Origin of the sequence: Enterobacter sp. ku-bf2, assembly GCF_001742765.1 — a bacterium.
Taxonomy (GTDB): domain Bacteria; phylum Pseudomonadota; class Gammaproteobacteria; order Enterobacterales; family Enterobacteriaceae; genus Enterobacter; species Enterobacter quasiroggenkampii.
Map to the genome: position 1 here is coordinate 26060 of NZ_MDVW01000005.1, position 18978 is coordinate 45037.

At 56.1% G+C, this 18978-nt stretch carries 17 protein-coding genes; 11 read left to right on the forward strand and 6 right to left on the reverse strand.

The genetic code is table 11. The annotated features are described in order from the left end of the window. The first annotated feature begins 3 nt into the window (after nucleotides 1-3). From atpD to BFG58_RS10790, 10 genes are all read left to right on the forward strand, one after another. The gene (gene atpD / locus BFG58_RS10745; protein WP_003862362.1) at nucleotides 4-1386 is read left to right on the forward strand and encodes a F0F1 ATP synthase subunit beta; all 1383 of its coding nucleotides are present in this window, start codon (nucleotides 4-6) and stop codon (nucleotides 1384-1386) included. A 20-nt stretch (nucleotides 1387-1406) separates the two neighbouring features. Then, on the forward strand, nucleotides 1407-1826 hold the full coding sequence (locus tag BFG58_RS10750) for a F0F1 ATP synthase subunit epsilon (protein ID WP_003862360.1): 420 nt from the start codon (nucleotides 1407-1409) through the stop codon (nucleotides 1824-1826). Between the two features lie 139 nt (nucleotides 1827-1965). Further along, nucleotides 1966-3336, forward strand: a complete 1371-nt coding sequence (gene glmU / locus BFG58_RS10755) for a bifunctional UDP-N-acetylglucosamine diphosphorylase/glucosamine-1-phosphate N-acetyltransferase GlmU (protein WP_069719800.1) — start codon at nucleotides 1966-1968, stop codon at nucleotides 3334-3336. A 224-nt stretch (nucleotides 3337-3560) separates the two neighbouring features. After that, complete coding sequence (gene glmS, locus BFG58_RS10760) at nucleotides 3561-5390, forward strand: glutamine--fructose-6-phosphate transaminase (isomerizing) (RefSeq protein WP_021242665.1); 1830 nt, start codon at nucleotides 3561-3563, stop codon at nucleotides 5388-5390. Between the two features lie 321 nt (nucleotides 5391-5711). After that, on the forward strand, nucleotides 5712-6752 hold the full coding sequence (pstS, locus tag BFG58_RS10765; RefSeq protein WP_032675678.1) for a phosphate ABC transporter substrate-binding protein PstS: 1041 nt from the start codon (nucleotides 5712-5714) through the stop codon (nucleotides 6750-6752). A 126-nt stretch (nucleotides 6753-6878) separates the two neighbouring features. Next, nucleotides 6879-7838: a phosphate ABC transporter permease PstC gene (pstC, locus tag BFG58_RS10770; protein WP_023309793.1), complete on the forward strand. Its 960-nt coding sequence runs from the start codon at nucleotides 6879-6881 to the stop codon at nucleotides 7836-7838. Beyond that, nucleotides 7838-8728: a phosphate ABC transporter permease PstA gene (gene pstA, locus BFG58_RS10775; RefSeq protein WP_024907882.1), complete on the forward strand. Its 891-nt coding sequence runs from the start codon at nucleotides 7838-7840 to the stop codon at nucleotides 8726-8728. The genes pstC and pstA overlap by 1 nt, the downstream gene beginning before the upstream one ends. A gap of 47 nt (nucleotides 8729-8775) precedes the next feature. Further along, on the forward strand, nucleotides 8776-9549 hold the full coding sequence (pstB, locus tag BFG58_RS10780; protein WP_008500183.1) for a phosphate ABC transporter ATP-binding protein PstB: 774 nt from the start codon (nucleotides 8776-8778) through the stop codon (nucleotides 9547-9549). Between the two features lie 26 nt (nucleotides 9550-9575). Next, complete coding sequence (gene phoU / locus BFG58_RS10785) at nucleotides 9576-10301, forward strand: phosphate signaling complex protein PhoU (protein ID WP_008500182.1); 726 nt, start codon at nucleotides 9576-9578, stop codon at nucleotides 10299-10301. 134 nt (nucleotides 10302-10435) lie between these two features. After that, nucleotides 10436-11611 (forward strand): esterase, encoded by a 1176-nt coding sequence (locus tag BFG58_RS10790; RefSeq protein ID WP_069719801.1) that lies wholly within the window; start codon nucleotides 10436-10438, stop codon nucleotides 11609-11611. 31 nt (nucleotides 11612-11642) lie between these two features. Here the strand turns inward: BFG58_RS10790 and yieH are convergent, their stop codons facing one another. Beyond that, a complete protein-coding gene (gene yieH / locus BFG58_RS10795; protein WP_032648584.1) occupies nucleotides 11643-12308 on the reverse strand; it encodes a 6-phosphogluconate phosphatase in 666 nt (221 codons plus the stop codon). Between the two features lie 165 nt (nucleotides 12309-12473). Here yieH and adeP point away from each other — a divergent pair, with 165 nt between their 5' ends. Then, the gene (adeP, locus tag BFG58_RS10800; RefSeq protein WP_021242668.1) at nucleotides 12474-13811 is read left to right on the forward strand and encodes an adenine permease AdeP; all 1338 of its coding nucleotides are present in this window, start codon (nucleotides 12474-12476) and stop codon (nucleotides 13809-13811) included. Between the two features lie 91 nt (nucleotides 13812-13902). Here adeP and BFG58_RS10805 read toward each other — a convergent pair whose 3' ends face one another. From BFG58_RS10805 to mnmE, 5 genes are all read right to left on the reverse strand, one after another. Then, the gene (locus BFG58_RS10805; RefSeq protein WP_014833835.1) at nucleotides 13903-14469 is read right to left on the reverse strand and encodes an NADPH-dependent FMN reductase; all 567 of its coding nucleotides are present in this window, start codon (nucleotides 14467-14469) and stop codon (nucleotides 13903-13905) included. A gap of 36 nt (nucleotides 14470-14505) precedes the next feature. After that, a complete protein-coding gene (locus BFG58_RS10810) occupies nucleotides 14506-15252 on the reverse strand; it encodes a 4'-phosphopantetheinyl transferase superfamily protein (protein WP_045909358.1) in 747 nt (248 codons plus the stop codon). A gap of 122 nt (nucleotides 15253-15374) precedes the next feature. Continuing rightward, nucleotides 15375-16346, reverse strand: a complete 972-nt coding sequence (gene yidZ, locus BFG58_RS10815; protein ID WP_045909359.1) for an HTH-type transcriptional regulator YidZ — start codon at nucleotides 16344-16346, stop codon at nucleotides 15375-15377. Then, nucleotides 16315-17490: an MFS transporter gene (locus tag BFG58_RS10820; protein WP_069719802.1), complete on the reverse strand. Its 1176-nt coding sequence runs from the start codon at nucleotides 17488-17490 to the stop codon at nucleotides 16315-16317. The genes yidZ and BFG58_RS10820 overlap by 32 nt, the downstream gene beginning before the upstream one ends. A 111-nt stretch (nucleotides 17491-17601) precedes the next feature. After that, on the reverse strand, nucleotides 17602-18966 hold the full coding sequence (gene mnmE, locus BFG58_RS10825; protein WP_021242672.1) for a tRNA uridine-5-carboxymethylaminomethyl(34) synthesis GTPase MnmE: 1365 nt from the start codon (nucleotides 18964-18966) through the stop codon (nucleotides 17602-17604). Nucleotides 18967-18978 lie beyond the last annotated feature (12 nt).

An 18978-nucleotide genomic window follows, 5' to 3' on the forward strand; every position in this document is an offset into this window, starting at 1 on the left:
AAGATGGCTACTGGAAAGATTGTCCAGGTAATCGGCGCCGTGGTGGACGTCGAGTTCCCTCAGGACGCCGTACCACGCGTGTACGACGCGCTTGAGGTACAGAATGGTAACGAGAGCCTGGTGCTGGAAGTTCAGCAGCAGCTCGGCGGCGGTATCGTGCGTACCATCGCGATGGGTTCTTCCGACGGTCTGCGTCGTGGTCTGGAAGTAAAAGACCTTGAGCACCCGATCGAAGTCCCGGTAGGTAAAGCAACACTGGGTCGTATCATGAACGTATTGGGTCAGCCAATCGACATGAAAGGCGACATCGGTGAAGAAGAGCGTTGGGCTATCCACCGCGCGGCACCTTCCTACGAAGAGCTGTCCAGCTCTCAGGAACTGCTGGAAACCGGTATCAAAGTTATCGACCTGATGTGTCCGTTCGCGAAGGGCGGTAAAGTTGGTCTGTTCGGTGGTGCGGGTGTAGGTAAAACCGTAAACATGATGGAGCTGATCCGTAACATCGCGATCGAGCACTCCGGTTACTCTGTGTTTGCGGGCGTAGGTGAACGTACTCGTGAGGGTAACGACTTCTACCACGAAATGACCGACTCCAACGTTCTGGACAAAGTATCCCTGGTTTACGGCCAGATGAACGAGCCACCTGGAAACCGTCTGCGCGTTGCGCTGACCGGCCTGACGATGGCTGAGAAGTTCCGTGACGAAGGCCGTGACGTTCTGCTGTTCGTTGATAACATCTATCGTTACACCCTGGCCGGTACTGAAGTATCTGCACTGCTGGGTCGTATGCCTTCAGCGGTAGGTTATCAGCCTACGCTGGCGGAAGAGATGGGTGTTCTTCAGGAACGTATCACCTCTACCAAAACCGGTTCTATCACCTCCGTTCAGGCGGTATACGTACCTGCGGATGACTTGACTGACCCATCACCAGCCACCACCTTTGCGCACTTAGATGCAACCGTGGTACTGAGCCGTCAGATCGCGTCTCTGGGTATCTACCCGGCCGTTGACCCGCTGGACTCCACCAGCCGTCAGCTGGATCCACTGGTTGTTGGTCAGGAACACTACGACACCGCGCGTGGCGTACAGTCCCTGCTGCAGCGTTATCAGGAACTGAAAGACATCATCGCCATCCTGGGTATGGATGAACTGTCTGAAGAAGACAAACTGGTGGTAGCACGTGCGCGTAAGATCCAGCGCTTCCTGTCCCAGCCGTTCTTCGTTGCGGAAGTATTCACCGGTTCTCCAGGTAAATACGTTTCCCTGAAAGACACCATCCGTGGCTTTAAAGGCATCATGGAAGGCGAATACGATCACCTGCCAGAGCAGGCGTTCTACATGGTTGGTTCCATCGAAGAAGCTGTGGAAAAAGCCAAAAAACTTTAACGCCTTAATCGGAGGGTGATATGGCAATGACTTACCACCTGGACGTCGTCAGCGCAGAGCAACAAATGTTCTCTGGTCTGGTCGAAAAAATCCAGGTAACGGGTAGTGAAGGTGAACTGGGTATTTTCCCGGGGCACGCACCGCTGCTCACCGCCATTAAGCCTGGTATGATCCGCATCGTTAAACAGTTCGGTCACGAAGAGTTTATCTATCTGTCCGGCGGCATTCTTGAAGTGCAGCCTGGCAGTGTGACCGTTCTGGCCGATACCGCTATTCGTGGCCAGGATCTCGACGAAGCGCGAGCCCTGGAGTCGAAGCGTAAGGCTGAAGAGCACATTAACAGCTCTCATGGTGACGTGGATTACGCTCAGGCGTCTGCGGAGCTGGCCAAAGCGATCGCGAAACTGCGCGTTATCGAGTTGACCAAAAAAGCGATGTAACACCGGCTTGAAAAGCACAAAAGCCAGTCTGGATACCAGGCTGGCTTTTTTTTTTCGGCCTTAATTCATGCTGAAAAAGATGTAGAATTTTAAGCATCAAACGTTTTTACTTCTCACTCAAACTACCGTCAGGATGCGTATGTCAAACAGTGCGATGAGCGTGGTGATCCTTGCCGCAGGCAAAGGGACCCGCATGTATTCCGACCTGCCTAAAGTGCTTCACACGCTTGCAGGAAAGCCAATGGTGCAGCATGTCATTGATGCAGCGAATGAACTGGGTGCTAATCAGGTTCACCTGGTCTACGGCCACGGCGGCGATCTGCTTAAAAAGACGCTGAACGACGACAAGCTCAACTGGGTGCTTCAGGCTGAACAGTTGGGTACAGGCCATGCCATGCAGCAGGCTGCGCCCTTCTTTGCGGATGACGAAGACATTTTGATGCTCTACGGCGATGTCCCGCTGATCTCTGTTGAAACACTGACTCGCCTGCGTGAAGCCAAACCGCAGGGCGGCATCGGTTTATTAACCGTCGTGCTGGACGATCCAACCGGTTATGGTCGTATCACCCGTGAAAACGGCAACGTTACGGGTATTGTTGAGCATAAAGATGCCAGTGAGGCGCAGCGTCAGATTCAGGAGATCAACACCGGTATCCTGATTGCCAATGGCGCGGATATGAAGCGCTGGCTGTCGAAGCTCAACAACAACAATGCGCAGGGTGAATACTACATCACCGACATTATTGCGATGGCGTACCACGAAGGGCGCGAGATTGCGGCAGTCCATCCGGCGCGCATCAGCGAAACCGAAGGGGTGAATAACCGTCTTCAACTTTCCCGCCTTGAGCGTGTTTATCAGTCCGAACAGGCTGAAAAACTGCTGCTGGCAGGCGTGATGCTGCGCGATCCGGCGCGTTTCGATCTGCGTGGCTCATTATCTCACGGGCGTGACGTTGAGATTGATACTAACGTCACCCTCGAGGGTAACGTGACGCTGGGCAACCGCGTCAAAATTGGCGCCGGCTGCGTGATCAAAAACAGCATCATCGGTGACGACTGCGAAATCAGCCCGTACAGCGTGGTGGAAGATGCCCGTCTGGACGTGGCCTGTACTATCGGCCCGTTTGCGCGCCTGCGCCCGGGTGCTGAGCTGCTGGAAGGCGCTCACGTGGGTAACTTCGTGGAGATGAAAAAAGCGCGTCTGGGTAAAGGCTCTAAAGCAGGTCATCTGACCTATCTGGGCGACGCGGAAATTGGCAATAACGTGAATATTGGTGCAGGGACGATTACCTGTAACTATGACGGCGCTAATAAGTTTAAAACGATCATTGGTGATGACGTGTTCGTTGGCTCCGATACGCAGTTGGTGGCGCCTGTTACCGTGGGTAACGGGGTGACTATTGCCGCTGGAACAACCGTAACGCGCGATGTGGCCGAGAACGAGCTGGTATTAAGCCGCGTTCCGCAGGTCAGCAAGCAGGGCTGGAAACGCCCGGTGAAGAAAAAGTAACAACAAGGCGGGTGGCGCTACGCTTACCCGCCCTACGATTGAGTAGGCCTGATAAGGCGTAGCCGTCATCAGGCAAACCCGGGAGAGGAGATAAATATATATCTCCCCCCACAAGCAGTACCCATAAAAATAACCCCACTCTCTACAAGGCTCGGGGCGCCCGGAAAGGGCAAATACAGGTCAGCGACAACGCAGGCATAATGCCTAAATTCGGAATATAAATTATGTGTGGAATTGTTGGCGCAGTTGCGCAGCGTGATATTGCTGAAATCCTTCTCGAAGGTTTACGTCGTCTGGAATACCGTGGTTACGACTCTGCCGGTCTGGCTGTCGTCGATGCAGAAGGTCATATGACCCGTCTGCGTCGTCTCGGTAAAGTGCAGATGCTGGCCCAGGCCGCGGAAGAACATCCGCTGCACGGGGGAACCGGTATTGCGCATACCCGCTGGGCGACGCACGGCGAACCGTCTGAAGGCAACGCGCACCCGCATGTGTCTGAACACATCGTGGTAGTGCACAACGGCATTATCGAAAACCACGAACCGCTGCGCGAAGCACTGAAAGCGCGCGGCTACACCTTCGTCTCTGAAACCGACACCGAAGTGATTGCTCACCTGGTGCACTGGGAGCTTGAGCAGGGCGGTACACTGCGTGATGCGGTGCTGCGTGCTATCCCTCAGCTGCGCGGTGCGTACGGTACGGTGATCATGGATTCCCGCGATCCGTCCACGCTGCTGGCCGCGCGTTCCGGTAGCCCGATGGTTATCGGTCTGGGCATGGGGGAAAACTTTATCGCCTCTGACCAGCTGGCGCTCCTGCCGGTCACCCGCCGCTTTATCTTCCTGGAAGAGGGGGATATCGCCGAAGTGACTCGCCGCAGCGTGACCGTGTTCGATACCAAAGGCGAGCAGGTGAAGCGCCAGGAGATCGAGTCTAACCTTCAGTACGACGCGGGCGACAAAGGCGCATACCGTCACTACATGCAGAAAGAGATTTACGAGCAGCCAAACGCCATCAAAAACACCCTGACCGGGCGCATTAGCCACGGTGAAGTGGATCTGAGCGAGCTGGGCGCAAACGCGAACGAACTGCTCAGCAAGGTTGAGCATATTCAGATCGTGGCCTGCGGCACCTCCTACAACTCCGGTATGGTCTCTCGCTACTGGTTTGAATCCCTGGCGGGCGTGCCGTGTGATGTGGAAATTGCGTCTGAATTCCGCTATCGCAAATCTGCGGTGCGTCGTAACAGCCTGATGATCACCCTTTCCCAGTCTGGTGAAACGGCGGATACCCTGGCTGCGCTGCGACTGTCTAAAGAGCTGGGTTACCTGGGCTCTCTGGCCATCTGTAACGTCCCGGGCTCTTCCCTGGTGCGTGAATCCGATCTGGCGCTGATGACCAAAGCGGGTACCGAAATCGGCGTGGCCTCCACTAAAGCGTTTACCACTCAGCTGACCGTTCTGCTGATGCTGGTGGCGAAGCTGGCGCGTCTGAAAGGCGAAGATGCTTCCGTTGAGCATGACATCGTTCATGGTCTGCAGGCGCTGCCGAGCCGTATTGAGCAGATGCTGTCTCAGGACAAACGCATTGAAGTGCTGGCGGAAGATTTCTCTGACAAGCATCACGCCCTGTTCCTGGGTCGTGGCGATCAGTATCCGATTGCGCTGGAAGGCGCGCTGAAGCTGAAAGAGATCTCCTATATTCACGCTGAAGCGTATGCGGCAGGCGAACTGAAACACGGCCCGCTGGCGCTGATTGACGCCGATATGCCGGTCATCGTTGTGGCACCCAACAACGAACTGCTGGAAAAACTGAAATCTAACATCGAAGAAGTGCGCGCCCGCGGTGGTGTCCTGTACGTCTTCGCCGACAAAGATGCCGGTTTCGCCAGCAGCGACAACATGCACATCATCGAGATGCCGCATGTGGAAGAGGTGATTGCACCGATCTTCTACACCGTTCCGCTGCAGCTGCTGGCTTACCACGTGGCGCTGATCAAAGGCACCGACGTCGACCAGCCGCGTAACCTGGCGAAATCGGTCACTGTAGAATAAACCCTTCAGGCTCCACCTTCGGGTGGAGCTTTTTTATCCTGCCTGGTTTGTTTTTCATCAATCCTTTCTCATTTTTAATAATGACAATTTGTCATCTTCAGCTACTTTTTTCAGTGTCACATAAAGAAAATATTTCTGAAAACAACCTGTCATAAAAGTGGCTAACTCGATGAAAATTAAGCTTTGTTTTGTTTAATTTTAAGTTAAATTTTCATTGTCATAAAACTGTCATAATTCGTACATTTATCTGTCACCTGTTTGTCCTATTTTGCTCATCGTAGCCACTAAACAACGATTTACGAAAATCTTGCAGGAGACATTATGAAAGTTATGCGTACCACTGTCGCAACTGTTGTCGCCGCGACCTTATCTCTGAGCGCGTTCTCTGTATTTGCAGAAGCAAGCCTGACTGGCGCTGGTGCAACCTTCCCTGCGCCGGTGTATGCCAAATGGGCGGATACCTACCAGAAAGAAACCGGTAACAAGGTTAACTATCAGGGTATCGGCTCCTCCGGTGGCGTGAAACAAATTACCGCGAACACGGTTGATTTCGGCGCGTCTGACGCTCCGCTGTCTGATGACAAACTGGCTCAGGAAGGCCTGTTCCAGTTCCCTACCGTGATCGGTGGCGTGGTTCTGGCCATCAACCTGCCGGGCGTGAAGTCGGGCGAGCTGGTGCTGGACGGCAAAACGCTGGGTGACATCTACCTGGGCAACATCAAAAAATGGGATGACGAAGCGATCGCTAAGCTCAACCCAGGCCTGAAGCTGCCTTCTCAGAACATCGCCGTGGTTCGCCGCGCGGATGGTTCCGGTACCTCTTTCGTGTTCACCAGCTACCTGGCGAAAGTGAACGAAGAGTGGAAATCTAAAGTCGGCTCCGGCTCTACCGTTAACTGGCCTACCGGTCTGGGCGGTAAAGGTAACGACGGTATCGCCGCGTTCGTACAGCGTCTGCCTGGCTCCATCGGCTACGTAGAGTATGCGTACGCGAAGCAGAACAACCTGTCCTACACCAAACTGGTTTCTGCCGACGGCAAACCGGTTAGCCCGACCGAAGAGAACTTTGCTAACGCCGCCAAAGGCGCTGACTGGAGCAAATCCTTCGCGCAGGATCTGACTAACCAGAAGGGCGAAGGTGCATGGCCAATCACCTCTACCACCTTCATCCTGGTGCACAAAGAGCAGAAGAAACCTGAGCAGGGCGCTGAAGTGCTGAAGTTCTTCGACTGGGCATACAAAAACGGCGGCAAACAGGCTAACGCTCTGGATTACGCCACCCTGCCGGACAACGTGGTTGAGCAGATTCGCGCTGCATGGAAAACCAACGTAAAAGACAGCAGCGGTAAAGCATTGTATTAATTTAGCATTCTGACGAAAATGGCGGGTGGCGCTTGCGCTTACCCGCCCTACGGTTCCGACTGTAGGCCGGGTAAGCGCAAGCGCCACCCGGCGATTTCGTAAACGCGTTTAACAGAAGAGTAATTTATGGCTGCAACCAAGCCTGCATTTAACCCTCCGGGTAAAAAAGGTGACATGATTTTCAGCGCGCTGGTCAAACTGGCTGCGCTGATTGTGCTATTGCTGCTGGGCGGCATTATCGTGTCTCTGATTTTCTCCTCCTGGCCGAGCATCCAGAAATTCGGTTTCTCCTTCCTGTGGACCAAAGAGTGGGACGCGCCGAACGACATCTACGGTGCCCTGGTGCCAATTTACGGCACGCTGGTGACCTCGTTCATCGCCCTGCTGATTGCGGTTCCGGTAAGCTTTGGTATTGCCCTGTTCCTGACGGAGCTGGCGCCGGGCTGGCTGCGTCGTCCGCTGGGGATCGCCATCGAACTGCTGGCAGCTATTCCGAGTATCGTCTACGGCATGTGGGGCCTGTTCATCTTTGCGCCACTGTTCGCCACGTACTTCCAGGAACCGGTGGGTAACGTCCTCTCTGCCATTCCGTTTGTGGGGGCCCTGTTCTCTGGCCCGGCTTTCGGTATCGGCATTCTGGCGGCTGGCGTGATCCTCGCCATCATGATTATTCCGTACATTGCGGCGGTTATGCGCGATGTCTTCGAACAAACGCCGGTGATGATGAAAGAGTCGGCCTACGGTATCGGCTGCACCACCTGGGAAGTGATCTGGCGCATCGTCCTTCCGTTCACCAAAAATGGGGTGATCGGGGGCGTGATGCTGGGCTTAGGTCGTGCGCTGGGTGAAACCATGGCGGTCACCTTTATCATCGGTAACACCTACCAGCTCGACAGCGCGTCGCTCTATATGCCGGGTAACAGTATTACCTCTGCGCTGGCGAATGAATTTGCGGAAGCGGAATCGGGTCTGCACGTCGCGGCGCTGATGGAGCTGGGTCTGATTCTGTTCGTTATTACCTTCATTGTTCTGGCGATTTCTAAGCTGATGATTATGCGTCTCGCTAAAAATGAGGGAGCACGCTAATGGCCACTCTCGAAATGCAAGCAACTGCTGAACTGGCGGAATCCCGCCGCAAAATGCAGGCCAGACGCCGCATGAAAAACCGCATTGCCCTGACGCTCTCTATGGCGACGATGGCATTCGGCCTGTTCTGGCTGGTCTGGATCCTCTTCTCGACGGTCGTTCGCGGGATTGACGGAATGTCACTGTCGCTGTTCACCGAAATGACGCCGCCGCCGAACACGGCGGGTGGTGGCCTGGCGAATGCCCTGGCGGGCAGCGGACTGCTGATCCTCTGGGCGACGGTCTTCGGCACGCCGCTGGGCATCATGGCGGGGATCTACCTGGCAGAATACGGCCGTAAATCCTGGCTGGCGGAAGTGATTCGCTTCATTAACGACATTTTGTTGTCAGCCCCGTCTATCGTCGTGGGTCTGTTCGTTTACACCGTGGTGGTGGCGCAGATGGAACACTTCTCCGGCTGGGCGGGCGTCATTGCGCTGGCACTGCTGCAGGTGCCGATTGTGATTCGAACCACCGAGAACATGCTGAAACTGGTGCCGGACAGCCTGCGTGAAGCCGCTTACGCGCTGGGTACGCCGAAATGGAAGATGATCTCTGCGATTACGCTGAAGGCGTCGGTCTCCGGGATCATGACCGGTATCCTGCTGGCGGTGGCGCGTATCGCGGGTGAAACGGCACCGCTGCTGTTTACGTCCCTCTCCAACCAGTTCTGGAGCACGGACATGATGCAGCCGATCGCCAACCTGCCGGTGACGATCTTTAAATTTGCGATGAGCCCCTTCGCGGAATGGCAGCAACTGGCCTGGGCCGGGGTGCTGATCATTACCCTTTGCGTACTGTTGCTGAACATTCTGGCGCGCGTCATTTTCGCGAAGAAGAAACACGGTTAATTTTTTACGGCGCGGCAGATCGCGGCGCCGAATGAGGAAATGAGTCAATGAGTATGGTTGATACTGCCCCGGGTAAGATTCAGGTTCGTGATTTGAACTTCTACTACGGCAAATTCCATGCCCTGAAGAACATCAACCTGGATATCGCAAAGAACCAGGTCACGGCATTTATCGGTCCGTCCGGCTGTGGGAAATCCACGCTGCTGCGTACCTTTAACAAAATGTATTCGCTCTATCCGGAGCAGCGCGCTGAAGGGGAAATCATCCTCGATGGTGAAAACATTCTGACCCAGGCTCAGGATATTGCCCTGCTGCGTGCGAAAGTGGGGATGGTGTTCCAGAAACCCACTCCGTTCCCGATGTCTATTTATGACAACATTGCGTTTGGTGTGCGTCTGTTTGAAAAGCTCTCCCGTGCCGATATGGATGAGCGCGTGCAGTGGGCTTTGACCAAGGCCGCATTATGGAACGAAACCAAAGATAAGTTGCACCAGAGCGGGTACTCTCTCTCCGGTGGTCAGCAGCAGCGTCTGTGCATTGCGCGCGGTATTGCGATTCGCCCGGAAGTGTTGCTGCTGGATGAGCCGTGTTCAGCGCTGGACCCGATTTCAACCGGTCGTATTGAAGAACTGATCACCGAGCTGAAGCAGGATTACACCGTGGTTATCGTGACCCACAACATGCAGCAGGCTGCACGTTGCTCCGATCACACGGCGTTTATGTACCTGGGTGAATTGATTGAGTTCAGTAACACGGACGATCTGTTCACTAAGCCCGCGAAGAAACAAACCGAAGATTATATTACTGGCCGCTACGGTTGATTTGCCTTAGTGCATGTGGAGAAACCATGGACAACCTCAATCTTAATAAACACATTTCCGGCCAGTTCAACGCAGAGCTGGAAAGCATTCGCACCCAGGTGATGACCATGGGCGGCATGGTCGAGCAGCAGCTTTCTGATGCGATTACGGCGATGCACAACCAGGACAGCGAGCTGGCGAAGCGCGTGATCGAAGGCGACAAAAACGTCAACATGATGGAAGTCGCCATCGACGAGGCTTGCGTGCGCATTATCGCGAAGCGTCAGCCGACGGCGAGCGACCTGCGTCTGGTGATGGCGATCATCAAAACCATCGCCGAGCTGGAACGTATCGGTGACGTCGCCGATAAAATCTGCCGCACCGCGCTGGAGAAGTTCTCTCAGCAGCATCAGCCGCTGCTGGTCAGCCTGGAGTCGCTGGGCCGCCATACCGTGCAGATGCTGCACGACGTGCTGGATGCCTTTGCGCGTATGGATCTGGACGAAGCGGTGCGTATCTACCGCGAAGACAAGAAGGTCGATCAGGAGTATGAAGGCATCGTGCGTCAGCTGATGACCTACATGATGGAAGATTCCCGTACGATCCCAAGCGTACTGACGGCCCTGTTCTGCGCGCGCTCCATCGAGCGTATTGGCGACCGCTGCCAGAACATTTGCGAATACATTTTCTACTTCGTGAAGGGTCAGGACTTCCGTCACGTGGGCGGCGACGAACTGGACAAGCTGCTGGCGGGTAAAGATCCGAAAGAGTAATCCTGTCATCTTATAATAACGCCGGTACTTACCGGCGTTATTATTTCTATAGTAATCACAATTCTCCCCTTCATCCGTTGCCTGACGTTCGAAACGCGCTAACGTGAGACGAAAAAAACAGCAAAGGATGGGATATGAAAAATTCATTAGCGTGCCTGGCGATGGCTATCAGCATCGGGATCGGTGCTGGAACAAACGTGATTGCCGCACCGTTGCCAGCGACACCCGACCCGGCTACCCCGGTCAGCCGCTATGTGACGCAGGTCAATGCGGATAAAAGCATTACGTTTCGCCTGTTTGCGCCCGGCGCAACGCGAGTCTCCGTGGTGACGGGGTCAATGCCTGAAACCCAGGTTTCCCATGATATGACGAAAGAGAAAAATGGCGTCTGGACATGGAAAAGTGAGCCGATGGCCCCGAATCTCTACGAATATTATTTCGACATCGATGGTTTCCGTTCAGTCGACACGGGAAGCCGTTATCAAAAACCTCAGCGGCAGGTGAACACCAGCCTGATTCTGGTTCCGGGCAGCATTCTCGACGATCGTGCCGTACCGCATGGCGATCTCACCACCCTGACCTGGCACTCGCCGTCACTCAAGTCAGAGCGCCGCGTTTATGTATGGACTCCCCCTGGCTACAACGGCAGAGGGGAACCTCTACCGGTGCTCTACTTCTACCATGGCTTTGGGGATACCGGGCTCTCGGCAATCGATCAGGGCCGCCTGCCGCAAATGATGGATAACCTGATGGCCGAGGGGAAAATAAAACCGATGCTGGTGGTCGTTCCCGACACCGAGACGGAGAGCGCTGAGGCCATTCCCGAGAATTTCCCCCCGGCAGAACGCCGGAAATCCTTCTACCCGCTTAATGCGAAAGCCGCAGACCGTGAACTGATGAGCGAGATTATTCCGCTGGTGGATACACGCTTCAACGTGCGTAAAGATGCTGACGGCCGGGCGCTGGCGGGGTTGTCACAGGGCGGCTATCAGGCGCTCGTAACCGGTATGAACCATCTGGAGAGCTTCGGCTGGCTGGGGACGTTCAGCGGCGTTACCACAACAACCGTGCCTGACGACGGCGTGGCCGCACGCTTTAAGCAGCCGGAGGCCATTAACCGTCAGCTGCATAACTTCACCGTCGTCGTGGGAGAGCGCGATTCGGTGACCGGCAAAGATATCGCCGGTCTGAAAGCGGAGCTGGAAAAGCAGGGCATCAAATTCGACTATAAAATGTACCCCGGTCTGAATCACGAAATGGATGTCTGGCGTCCGGCCTATGCTGAGTTTGTTCAAAAGCTCTTCAGATAAACCTGTCGCCCTCCCTGCCGGGAGGGTCTGCTTAACGCGTAATATCCCACCCGCGGGCCTTCCACAGCGCGGGTAGCTGCGCCAGATCGGTGAAGGTCGTGACTTTGGGATGATCGATCGGCTTGTTGTGCGGGTCGGCGCAGAAGTAAAACACCTCCATTCCCGCATCAATCCCCGACTGCGCGCCCGCAGACGAGTCATCCACCAGAATGCAGTTCTCTACGTTAACGTTCATCGCCTTTGCCGCATGGAACATCAGTGCCGGGTCCGGCTTCCAGCGCTGGATATCGTAGCCGCTGAACAGTTTTTCCGGGAAGTGGTGCAACATCTCAAGCTTGCCCAGCGAGTGCTGCATTTTGCTGACCGGACCGTTGGAGACCACGCAGATCGGCACCGTCATGGCATCCAGCAGCGCGTTTGCGCCCGGAATCACCTCCAGCTCCGAATCGAACAGGCGTGCAACCTCGGCGCGGTACACCGGTTCCAGAGCCGCTTTCTCCAGAACGACGCCGTGTTCTTCGTTAATGATGTCGATGATCTCGTAGAGCTTCACGCCCTTAAAGCGTTTAAACACCTCTTCGAGTTCCAGCGTAATGCCAAATTCCTGGAACATGGCCACATACGCGCGGGAACAAATGACCTCACTGTCGACCAGCGTACCGTCGCAGTCGAAAAATACCGCTTCAATTCCGGACATGCCTTTCCCTTTTAACCAGTTTAACGTTTACGTACGGCAGTTCACCGGAACGCAATCGTTGCCGTATAAGCAAATTCAATGAAAAAAGTATCACGTAACCGCCACTATTGTCGCATTTTGGTATAGGATAGCGACGAATTTTCCCTCCTTGTTCGGAAATTGATGATGAGTCAACAACACACTACCCAGACATCTGGTCAGGGTCTGCTTGAGCGCGTGTTTAAACTGCGCGAGCACGGCACGACGGCACGCACCGAAGTGATCGCCGGTTTCACCACCTTCCTGACGATGGTCTATATCGTTTTTGTTAACCCTCAAATTCTGGGCGTTGCTGGCATGGATACCAGCGCCGTCTTCGTAACAACCTGTCTGATCGCGGCCCTTGGCAGCATTCTGATGGGCGTGTTCGCTAACCTGCCGGTCGCGCTGGCACCGGCGATGGGCCTGAATGCGTTCTTTGCCTTCGTGGTGGTTCAGGCGATGGGTCTGCCGTGGCAGGTGGGTATGGGCGCCATCTTCTGGGGCGCGGTTGGCCTGCTGCTGCTGACCATTTTCCGCGTGCGTTACTGGATGATTGCGAACATCCCCGTGAGCCTGCGCGTGGGCATTACCAGCGGTATCGGTCTGTTTATCGGGATGATGGGGCTGAAAAACGCCGGTGTTATCGTGGCGAACCCGGATACGCTGGTGAGCATCGGTCACCTGACCTCTCATAACGTGCTGCTGGGCGTGCTGGGCTTCTTTATCATCGCGATCCTGGCTTCCCGTAATATTCATGCGGCGGTGCTGGTGTCCATCGTGGTGACCACGCTGCTGGGCTGGATGTTGGGCGACGTTCACTATAACGGCATCGTTTCCGCGCCACCGAGCGTCTCTACCGTTGTTGGTCATGTTGATCTGGCGGGTTCCCTGAACCTGGGCCTGGCGGGCGTGATTTTCTCCTTCATGCTGGTGAACCTGTTCGACTCTTCCGGTACGCTGATTGGCGTGACCGACAAAGCGGGTCTGGCAGATGAGAAAGGCAAATTCCCGCGCATGAAGCAGGCGCTGTTTGTGGACAGTATCTCCTCTGTGACCGGCTCATTTATCGGAACCTCGTCTGTTACCGCTTACATTGAATCCTCTTCCGGGGTTTCTGTGGGTGGCCGTACCGGCCTGACGGCGGTTGTGGTGGGTATTCTGTTCCTGCTGGTGATCTTCCTCTCGCCACTGGCGGGCATGGTGCCTCCGTACGCGGCGGCGGGTGCGCTGATCTACGTGGGGGTGCTGATGACCTCCAGCCTGTCTCGCGTGAAGTGGGATGATTTAACCGAAGCGGTGCCGGCGTTTATTACCGCCGTGATGATGCCGTTCAGCTTCTCGATTACCGAAGGTATCGCGCTGGGCTTTATCTCTTACTGCGTAATGAAGATCGGTACTGGCCGCTTCCGCGACCTCAGCCCATGCGTGATTGTTGTGGCGCTGCTGTTTGTGCTGAAGATTGTGTTTATTGACGCGCACTAAGGTGCGGTTTGTGGTGTCAGGTGGCGCTTCGCTTACCTGACCTACTGACGAGTGTAGGCCCGGTAAGCGTTAGCGCCACCGGGCTTTTTTATCAGGCTTTAACCCGCTTAATATAATCCCCGAACGCCGTCAGCTGGCCAGAGAGATGGTCGCGCGTGCTCTGATCCACCACCTCACCCGTTTGCGGGTCGACCTTGTTCTGAATCACTCCGCCCATAAATTCCGGCTTGTTCATCACCATCGCATCGAGGAAGACCAGGATCTGACGCAGGTGATACTGGCAGCGCGCGCCGCCAATCGCGCCCATGGAGCTGGTCTGGATCAGCACCGGTTTGCCTGACAGCGGCTGCTCAGGTAAACGGGACAGCCAGTCGATGGCATTCTTCAGGCCACCGGGTACAGAGTAGTTGTACTCTGGCGTGACGATAACCACGCCGTCAGCCTGGCGGATCTGTTCGGCCAGCGCCTCAACGCTCTGAGGGAACCCTTCTTCCTGCTGTACATCAGCATCATACAGCGGGATATCGCCGATAGACGGCAGGGCGCTAATTTCCATACCTGCAGGCGCCAGCTGTGGCAGCGTGCGGGCTACCATCCCGTTAAATGAACCTTTGCGCAGGCTTCCCAGTAACGTAACGACTTTCAACGTATCAGACATGATTACTCCTGTTTCATCATGATGACCCTGATTGGATCAGCTTAGGGTGAATGCTTTTTCTGCCGGTAAACTGGTTAATCGCATCAGACGTGCGGCGGGCTCGTTGGCGCGCTCGGGCACATCAGGAAGGCTACGCCATCCCTGTTGACTGTCAAATTCCCAGATTTTCATGCGTTCGATGGCGGGGGTCACCGCGATGGACCAAATGAGCACATCCTCAGCGTCGCAGAGCGCTTCTACCAGCGTGGCCTGGGTGGCGCGCAGACGTCCGGAGCCTGGCAACAGCTGCAGCAGGCTGGCGTCGTCAGAGGCGCATCCGCAGAGCTTACGAATGCTCTGGCGCAAGGTAATGAGCTGCGCTCTGGCTTCGACAGGATCGTTCTGGTTGCGTACCCACAGCTTCTCATTGCTGGAGAGCGGATAGTCTTCATGCGCATTAGCGCCATGGAAGCTGCGCGTCGCACGCTGAAGTTCCATATCGAGCCCACAGTCCCCCTCGGTGGTTAGCGCGACGCCAATGATATTGCCCGTGTAGGCAATGGAAAAACGAGGGAGATCCGGGTCAGCAAAGACCGGACGGCCTTCTGGCTGGGTAATGATATCCGGCAGCTCGCTGGTGCCGTACAGCATAAACAGCAGTTCCGCGAGAAGCGCCCGGGACGCTAAAAACCGCGACCTGCGGTGCTCCGGAAGCGTGAGTGCTTCACGGTGACAGGCTGAAGAAATTCTTGCCGATACGAGACGTCCTTCTGTCAGTATCCCTCTTGCAAAGTGCGTAGCCATTTTTCGCTCCTTGATAATGGTCGTAATCGGTTAAACGGTTACATGATTATCGCTTAACTTGCCTCCTGTTTTAATCAGTAAATGGGCGTAAGAGAAGCCTTAGGACCGAACTTTACATTTTCTTAGGCAAAAATTGGATCGCTCGCACCGTACAGCGCCTTGATGGTCTCCCGCAGCCAGAGGATTTTTGGATTATGGCTGTTCCGCTTATGCCAGATCAGCGTGAAGGGCACGGTCAATTTTTCCGCCTGCTCCTCATCAATCGGAATGGGAAGGGCGATCAGCTTCCGCTGGTGGAGTTCATTGTAGTGGTGACAGTAGTGCGGGGCGGTGGCGATATAGTGATGGCCGGGCTGCGCCGCCATAAACATCGCCTGTTCGAAGCCCGGCAGGCTCATGGCGATCGTGCGCTCGCGTCCCATCTCCTTTAGCACCTCATCCAGCGCCCAGGTATCGCTGCGTTCCCAGAAGATGCTGATATGGGGATAGCGCAGGAAGGTCTCCAGATTCCACTCTTGCTGAAGCGCCGGATGATCCTCGCGCAGATAGACGCAGGGGCGGTCGCTGAACAGGATTTCGTAGTCGATAAACCACGGCATCAGCTTAAGCAGCTCGCGGGATCGCGGATGCGTTTCACGCCCGGTGAAGCCCAAATCCACCTCGCCACGCGTAATCGCGTCCAGCGAGTCGTAATCCCACTGGCGCATTTTCACCGTCGCCTGCGGATAGCGCTGGTTCACCTGCTCCAGCAGGGTATTGAAGCGGATCAGCATCAGCGGCGTTTCCGCGGCCAGCACGAACGTCAGCCCGCCCGGAGAGTCATGGTGGAATTTATCGAGGATCTGGTTGCCGATTTGCATCCAGTCAGCCAGATCCTGCTCCAGGCTCACCGTCAGCGGCGTCGGCAGCAGCCCTAGCGGCGTTTTGACAAACAGCGGATCATCGAACCAGTCGCGCAGCTTAGCCAGCGATTTGCTCACCGCTGACGGCGTCACGTTCATCCGCTTCGCCGCTTTGGTAACGCTGCGCTCCTGCAGCAAAAGCTGCAGGCACAGCAACAGGTTAAGATCGAGACTGCTGATGGGCTTCTTCATAGTGCGCCGCGGGCTGGATGACCATAAGTAAGGTAATGCAGACTATGCTACAGCCAATCAGAACCCCGATCAGCATATTCAGCGCGTTAAGCCCGATGACCGCCGCCAGCCAAATCCACAGCGACGAGCCGCAGACCTGCGCGATCCCCAGCACCGAGCTGGCCACGCCTGCCCGCAGCGAGAAGGGACCAAGCGCCTGGCTCATCGCCACGCCAAAGCCAACCGAGAACCCGGCACAAATGAGCGTAATGCCCACCAGCATCACCGCATGTGAGCTGGTGGTCGCCAGGATCGCGCCTGCGGCGAGGAATAAAACCTGTGAGGTCAGCATCAGCGTGCGCTGGCGGAAGATATTCAGCGCAAACGGGGTGGAGAACGACACAGCCATACTGACCAGAGCGGTCAATGCCATCACCGTGGAATACTCACCGCGATCGAAGCCCATGGTCTCCATCAGCAACACCGGGGAAACGTTTACATAGGTTAGGATCACCGCCACGCTTAACGTGGTCACGGCCAGACGGCTGAGGAAAAAGCGGTTGAGAAGCTTCTCTGCCGGGTGAATGGTTGCGGTATGGTCGGTATTCTGCGAGCCCGGGTGGGTCTCTTTCAGCACAGCGCTCGACAGGATAAACACCAGCGCGCCCATCGCCGCCATGGTCCAGAACAGGCTCTGCCACGGGAATTTCAGCATGATCAGATATCCCACGACCGGGGCCAGCACCGGGATGATGCAGGTAATACCGTTCAGCATCGAGAGCACCTTAGCGCGACGCTGGGCGCTTAAGGTGTCGCGCAAAATGGCAAACGCCACCACGTAGCAACCGCCCGCCCCGATGCCCTGGATAAAGCGCCCGGTCAGAAACACGGTGCTGTTTTGCGCCTGTGAGCAAAGAAGGGACGCCAGGGCAAAAACGATGGCTCCGGCGATAGCGACAGGCTGACGGCCTGCTTTATCCGCGATCTTCCCGGCAAAGACCATCGACGACGCCATCCCCGCGAGGTAGGCCGAAAACGCAATATGCAGCTGCGCTTCGCTGGCGCCCAGATCGCGGGCGATATGCGGTAATCCCACCAGATACATATCAATACCGGACGGATAAAGCAGAACTAATGCGAAACTACAAAACAGAAAACGCGCCATAAACCCCCCATAGATGCAGGCATGCAGGATAGGGGGTGAAAAGGGATTAGGCGAGTTGCCATTTGGACAATGGTGATTTCCCTGAAGGAAATCACCATGGATTAGCGGGAATTACTTACCAATACAGAAGCTCGAGAAGATCCGTCCCAGCAGATCGTCCGACGTAAACTCCCCGGTGATCTCGCTCAGATTCTGCTGCGCCAGACGCAGCTCTTCCGCCAGCAGTTCACCCGCCCACGCGCCGATCAGCTGCGCTTTACCCTGAACGAGATGGTTCGCCGCCTCTTCCAGCGCCTGAAGGTGACGGCGACGCGCGAGGAAGCCGCCTTCCATGCTGGTGTCAAAGCCCATGCTCTGCTTGAGATGGTTACGCAGGTCGTCCACGCCTTCACCGGTCCGCGCCGACAGGCGAATAAGTGAGTGACCATTCACATCGCTGATACCGAGCGTTTCGCCGGTCACGTCCGCTTTGTTACGCACCACGGTGATCGGCAGTTTTGCCGGCAGACGGGCGATAAAGTCCGGCCAGATCTCCGCCGGGTCAACGGCGTCGGTCGTGGTGCCGTCCACCATAAACAGCACGCGGTCGGCCTGTTCGATCTCCTGCCAGGCGCGTTCGATACCGATGCGCTCAACCTCGTCGCTGGCATCGCGCAGACCGGCGGTATCGATGATGTGCAGCGGCATGCCGTCGATGTGAATGTGCTCGCGCAGCACGTCGCGAGTGGTACCGGCAATGTCGGTCACGATTGCCGCTTCACGGCCCGCCAGGGCGTTCAGCAGGCTTGATTTCCCGGCGTTAGGGCGTCCGGCAATCACCACCTTCATCCCTTCGCGCAGCAGGCTGCCCTGGCGCGCTTCGGCGCGAACGGCGTCGAGATCGGCCATCACCTGGTTGAGCTGGGCTTCAATTTTACCGTCAGAGAGAAAATCGATCTCCTCATCCGGGAAGTCGATAGCCGCTTCCACGTAGATGCGCAGGTGAGTAAGTGCTTCCACAAGGTGATTCACACGCGCGGAGAATGCCCCCTGCAGCGAGTTCAGGGCGGAGCGGGCCGCCTGCTCGGAGCTGGCGTCGATCAGGTCAGCAATGGCCTCCGCCTGCGCCAGGTCGAGCTTGTCGTTGAGGAAGGCACGTTCGGAGAACTCGCCCGGCTTCGCAATGCGCAGGCCCGGCAGGGTCAGGATCCGTTTTAACAGCAGGTCGAGGATAACCGGGCCGCCGTGGCCCTGCAGCTCCAGCACGTCTTCACCGGTAAAGGAGTTCGGGCCGGGGAACCACAGCGCAATGCCCTGGTCCAGCGGCGTGCCGTCGGTATCTTTAAACGGCAGGTAATCAGCGTAGCGCGGCTTTGGCAGCTTACCCAGTACCGCTTCGGCCACCTCGCGCGCCTTCAGGCCGGAGATGCGCAGAATGCCTACACCACCGCGTCCCGGTGGGGTTGCCTGGGCGACGATAGTGTCGTTATGGCTCATGGTTGCTCTCGT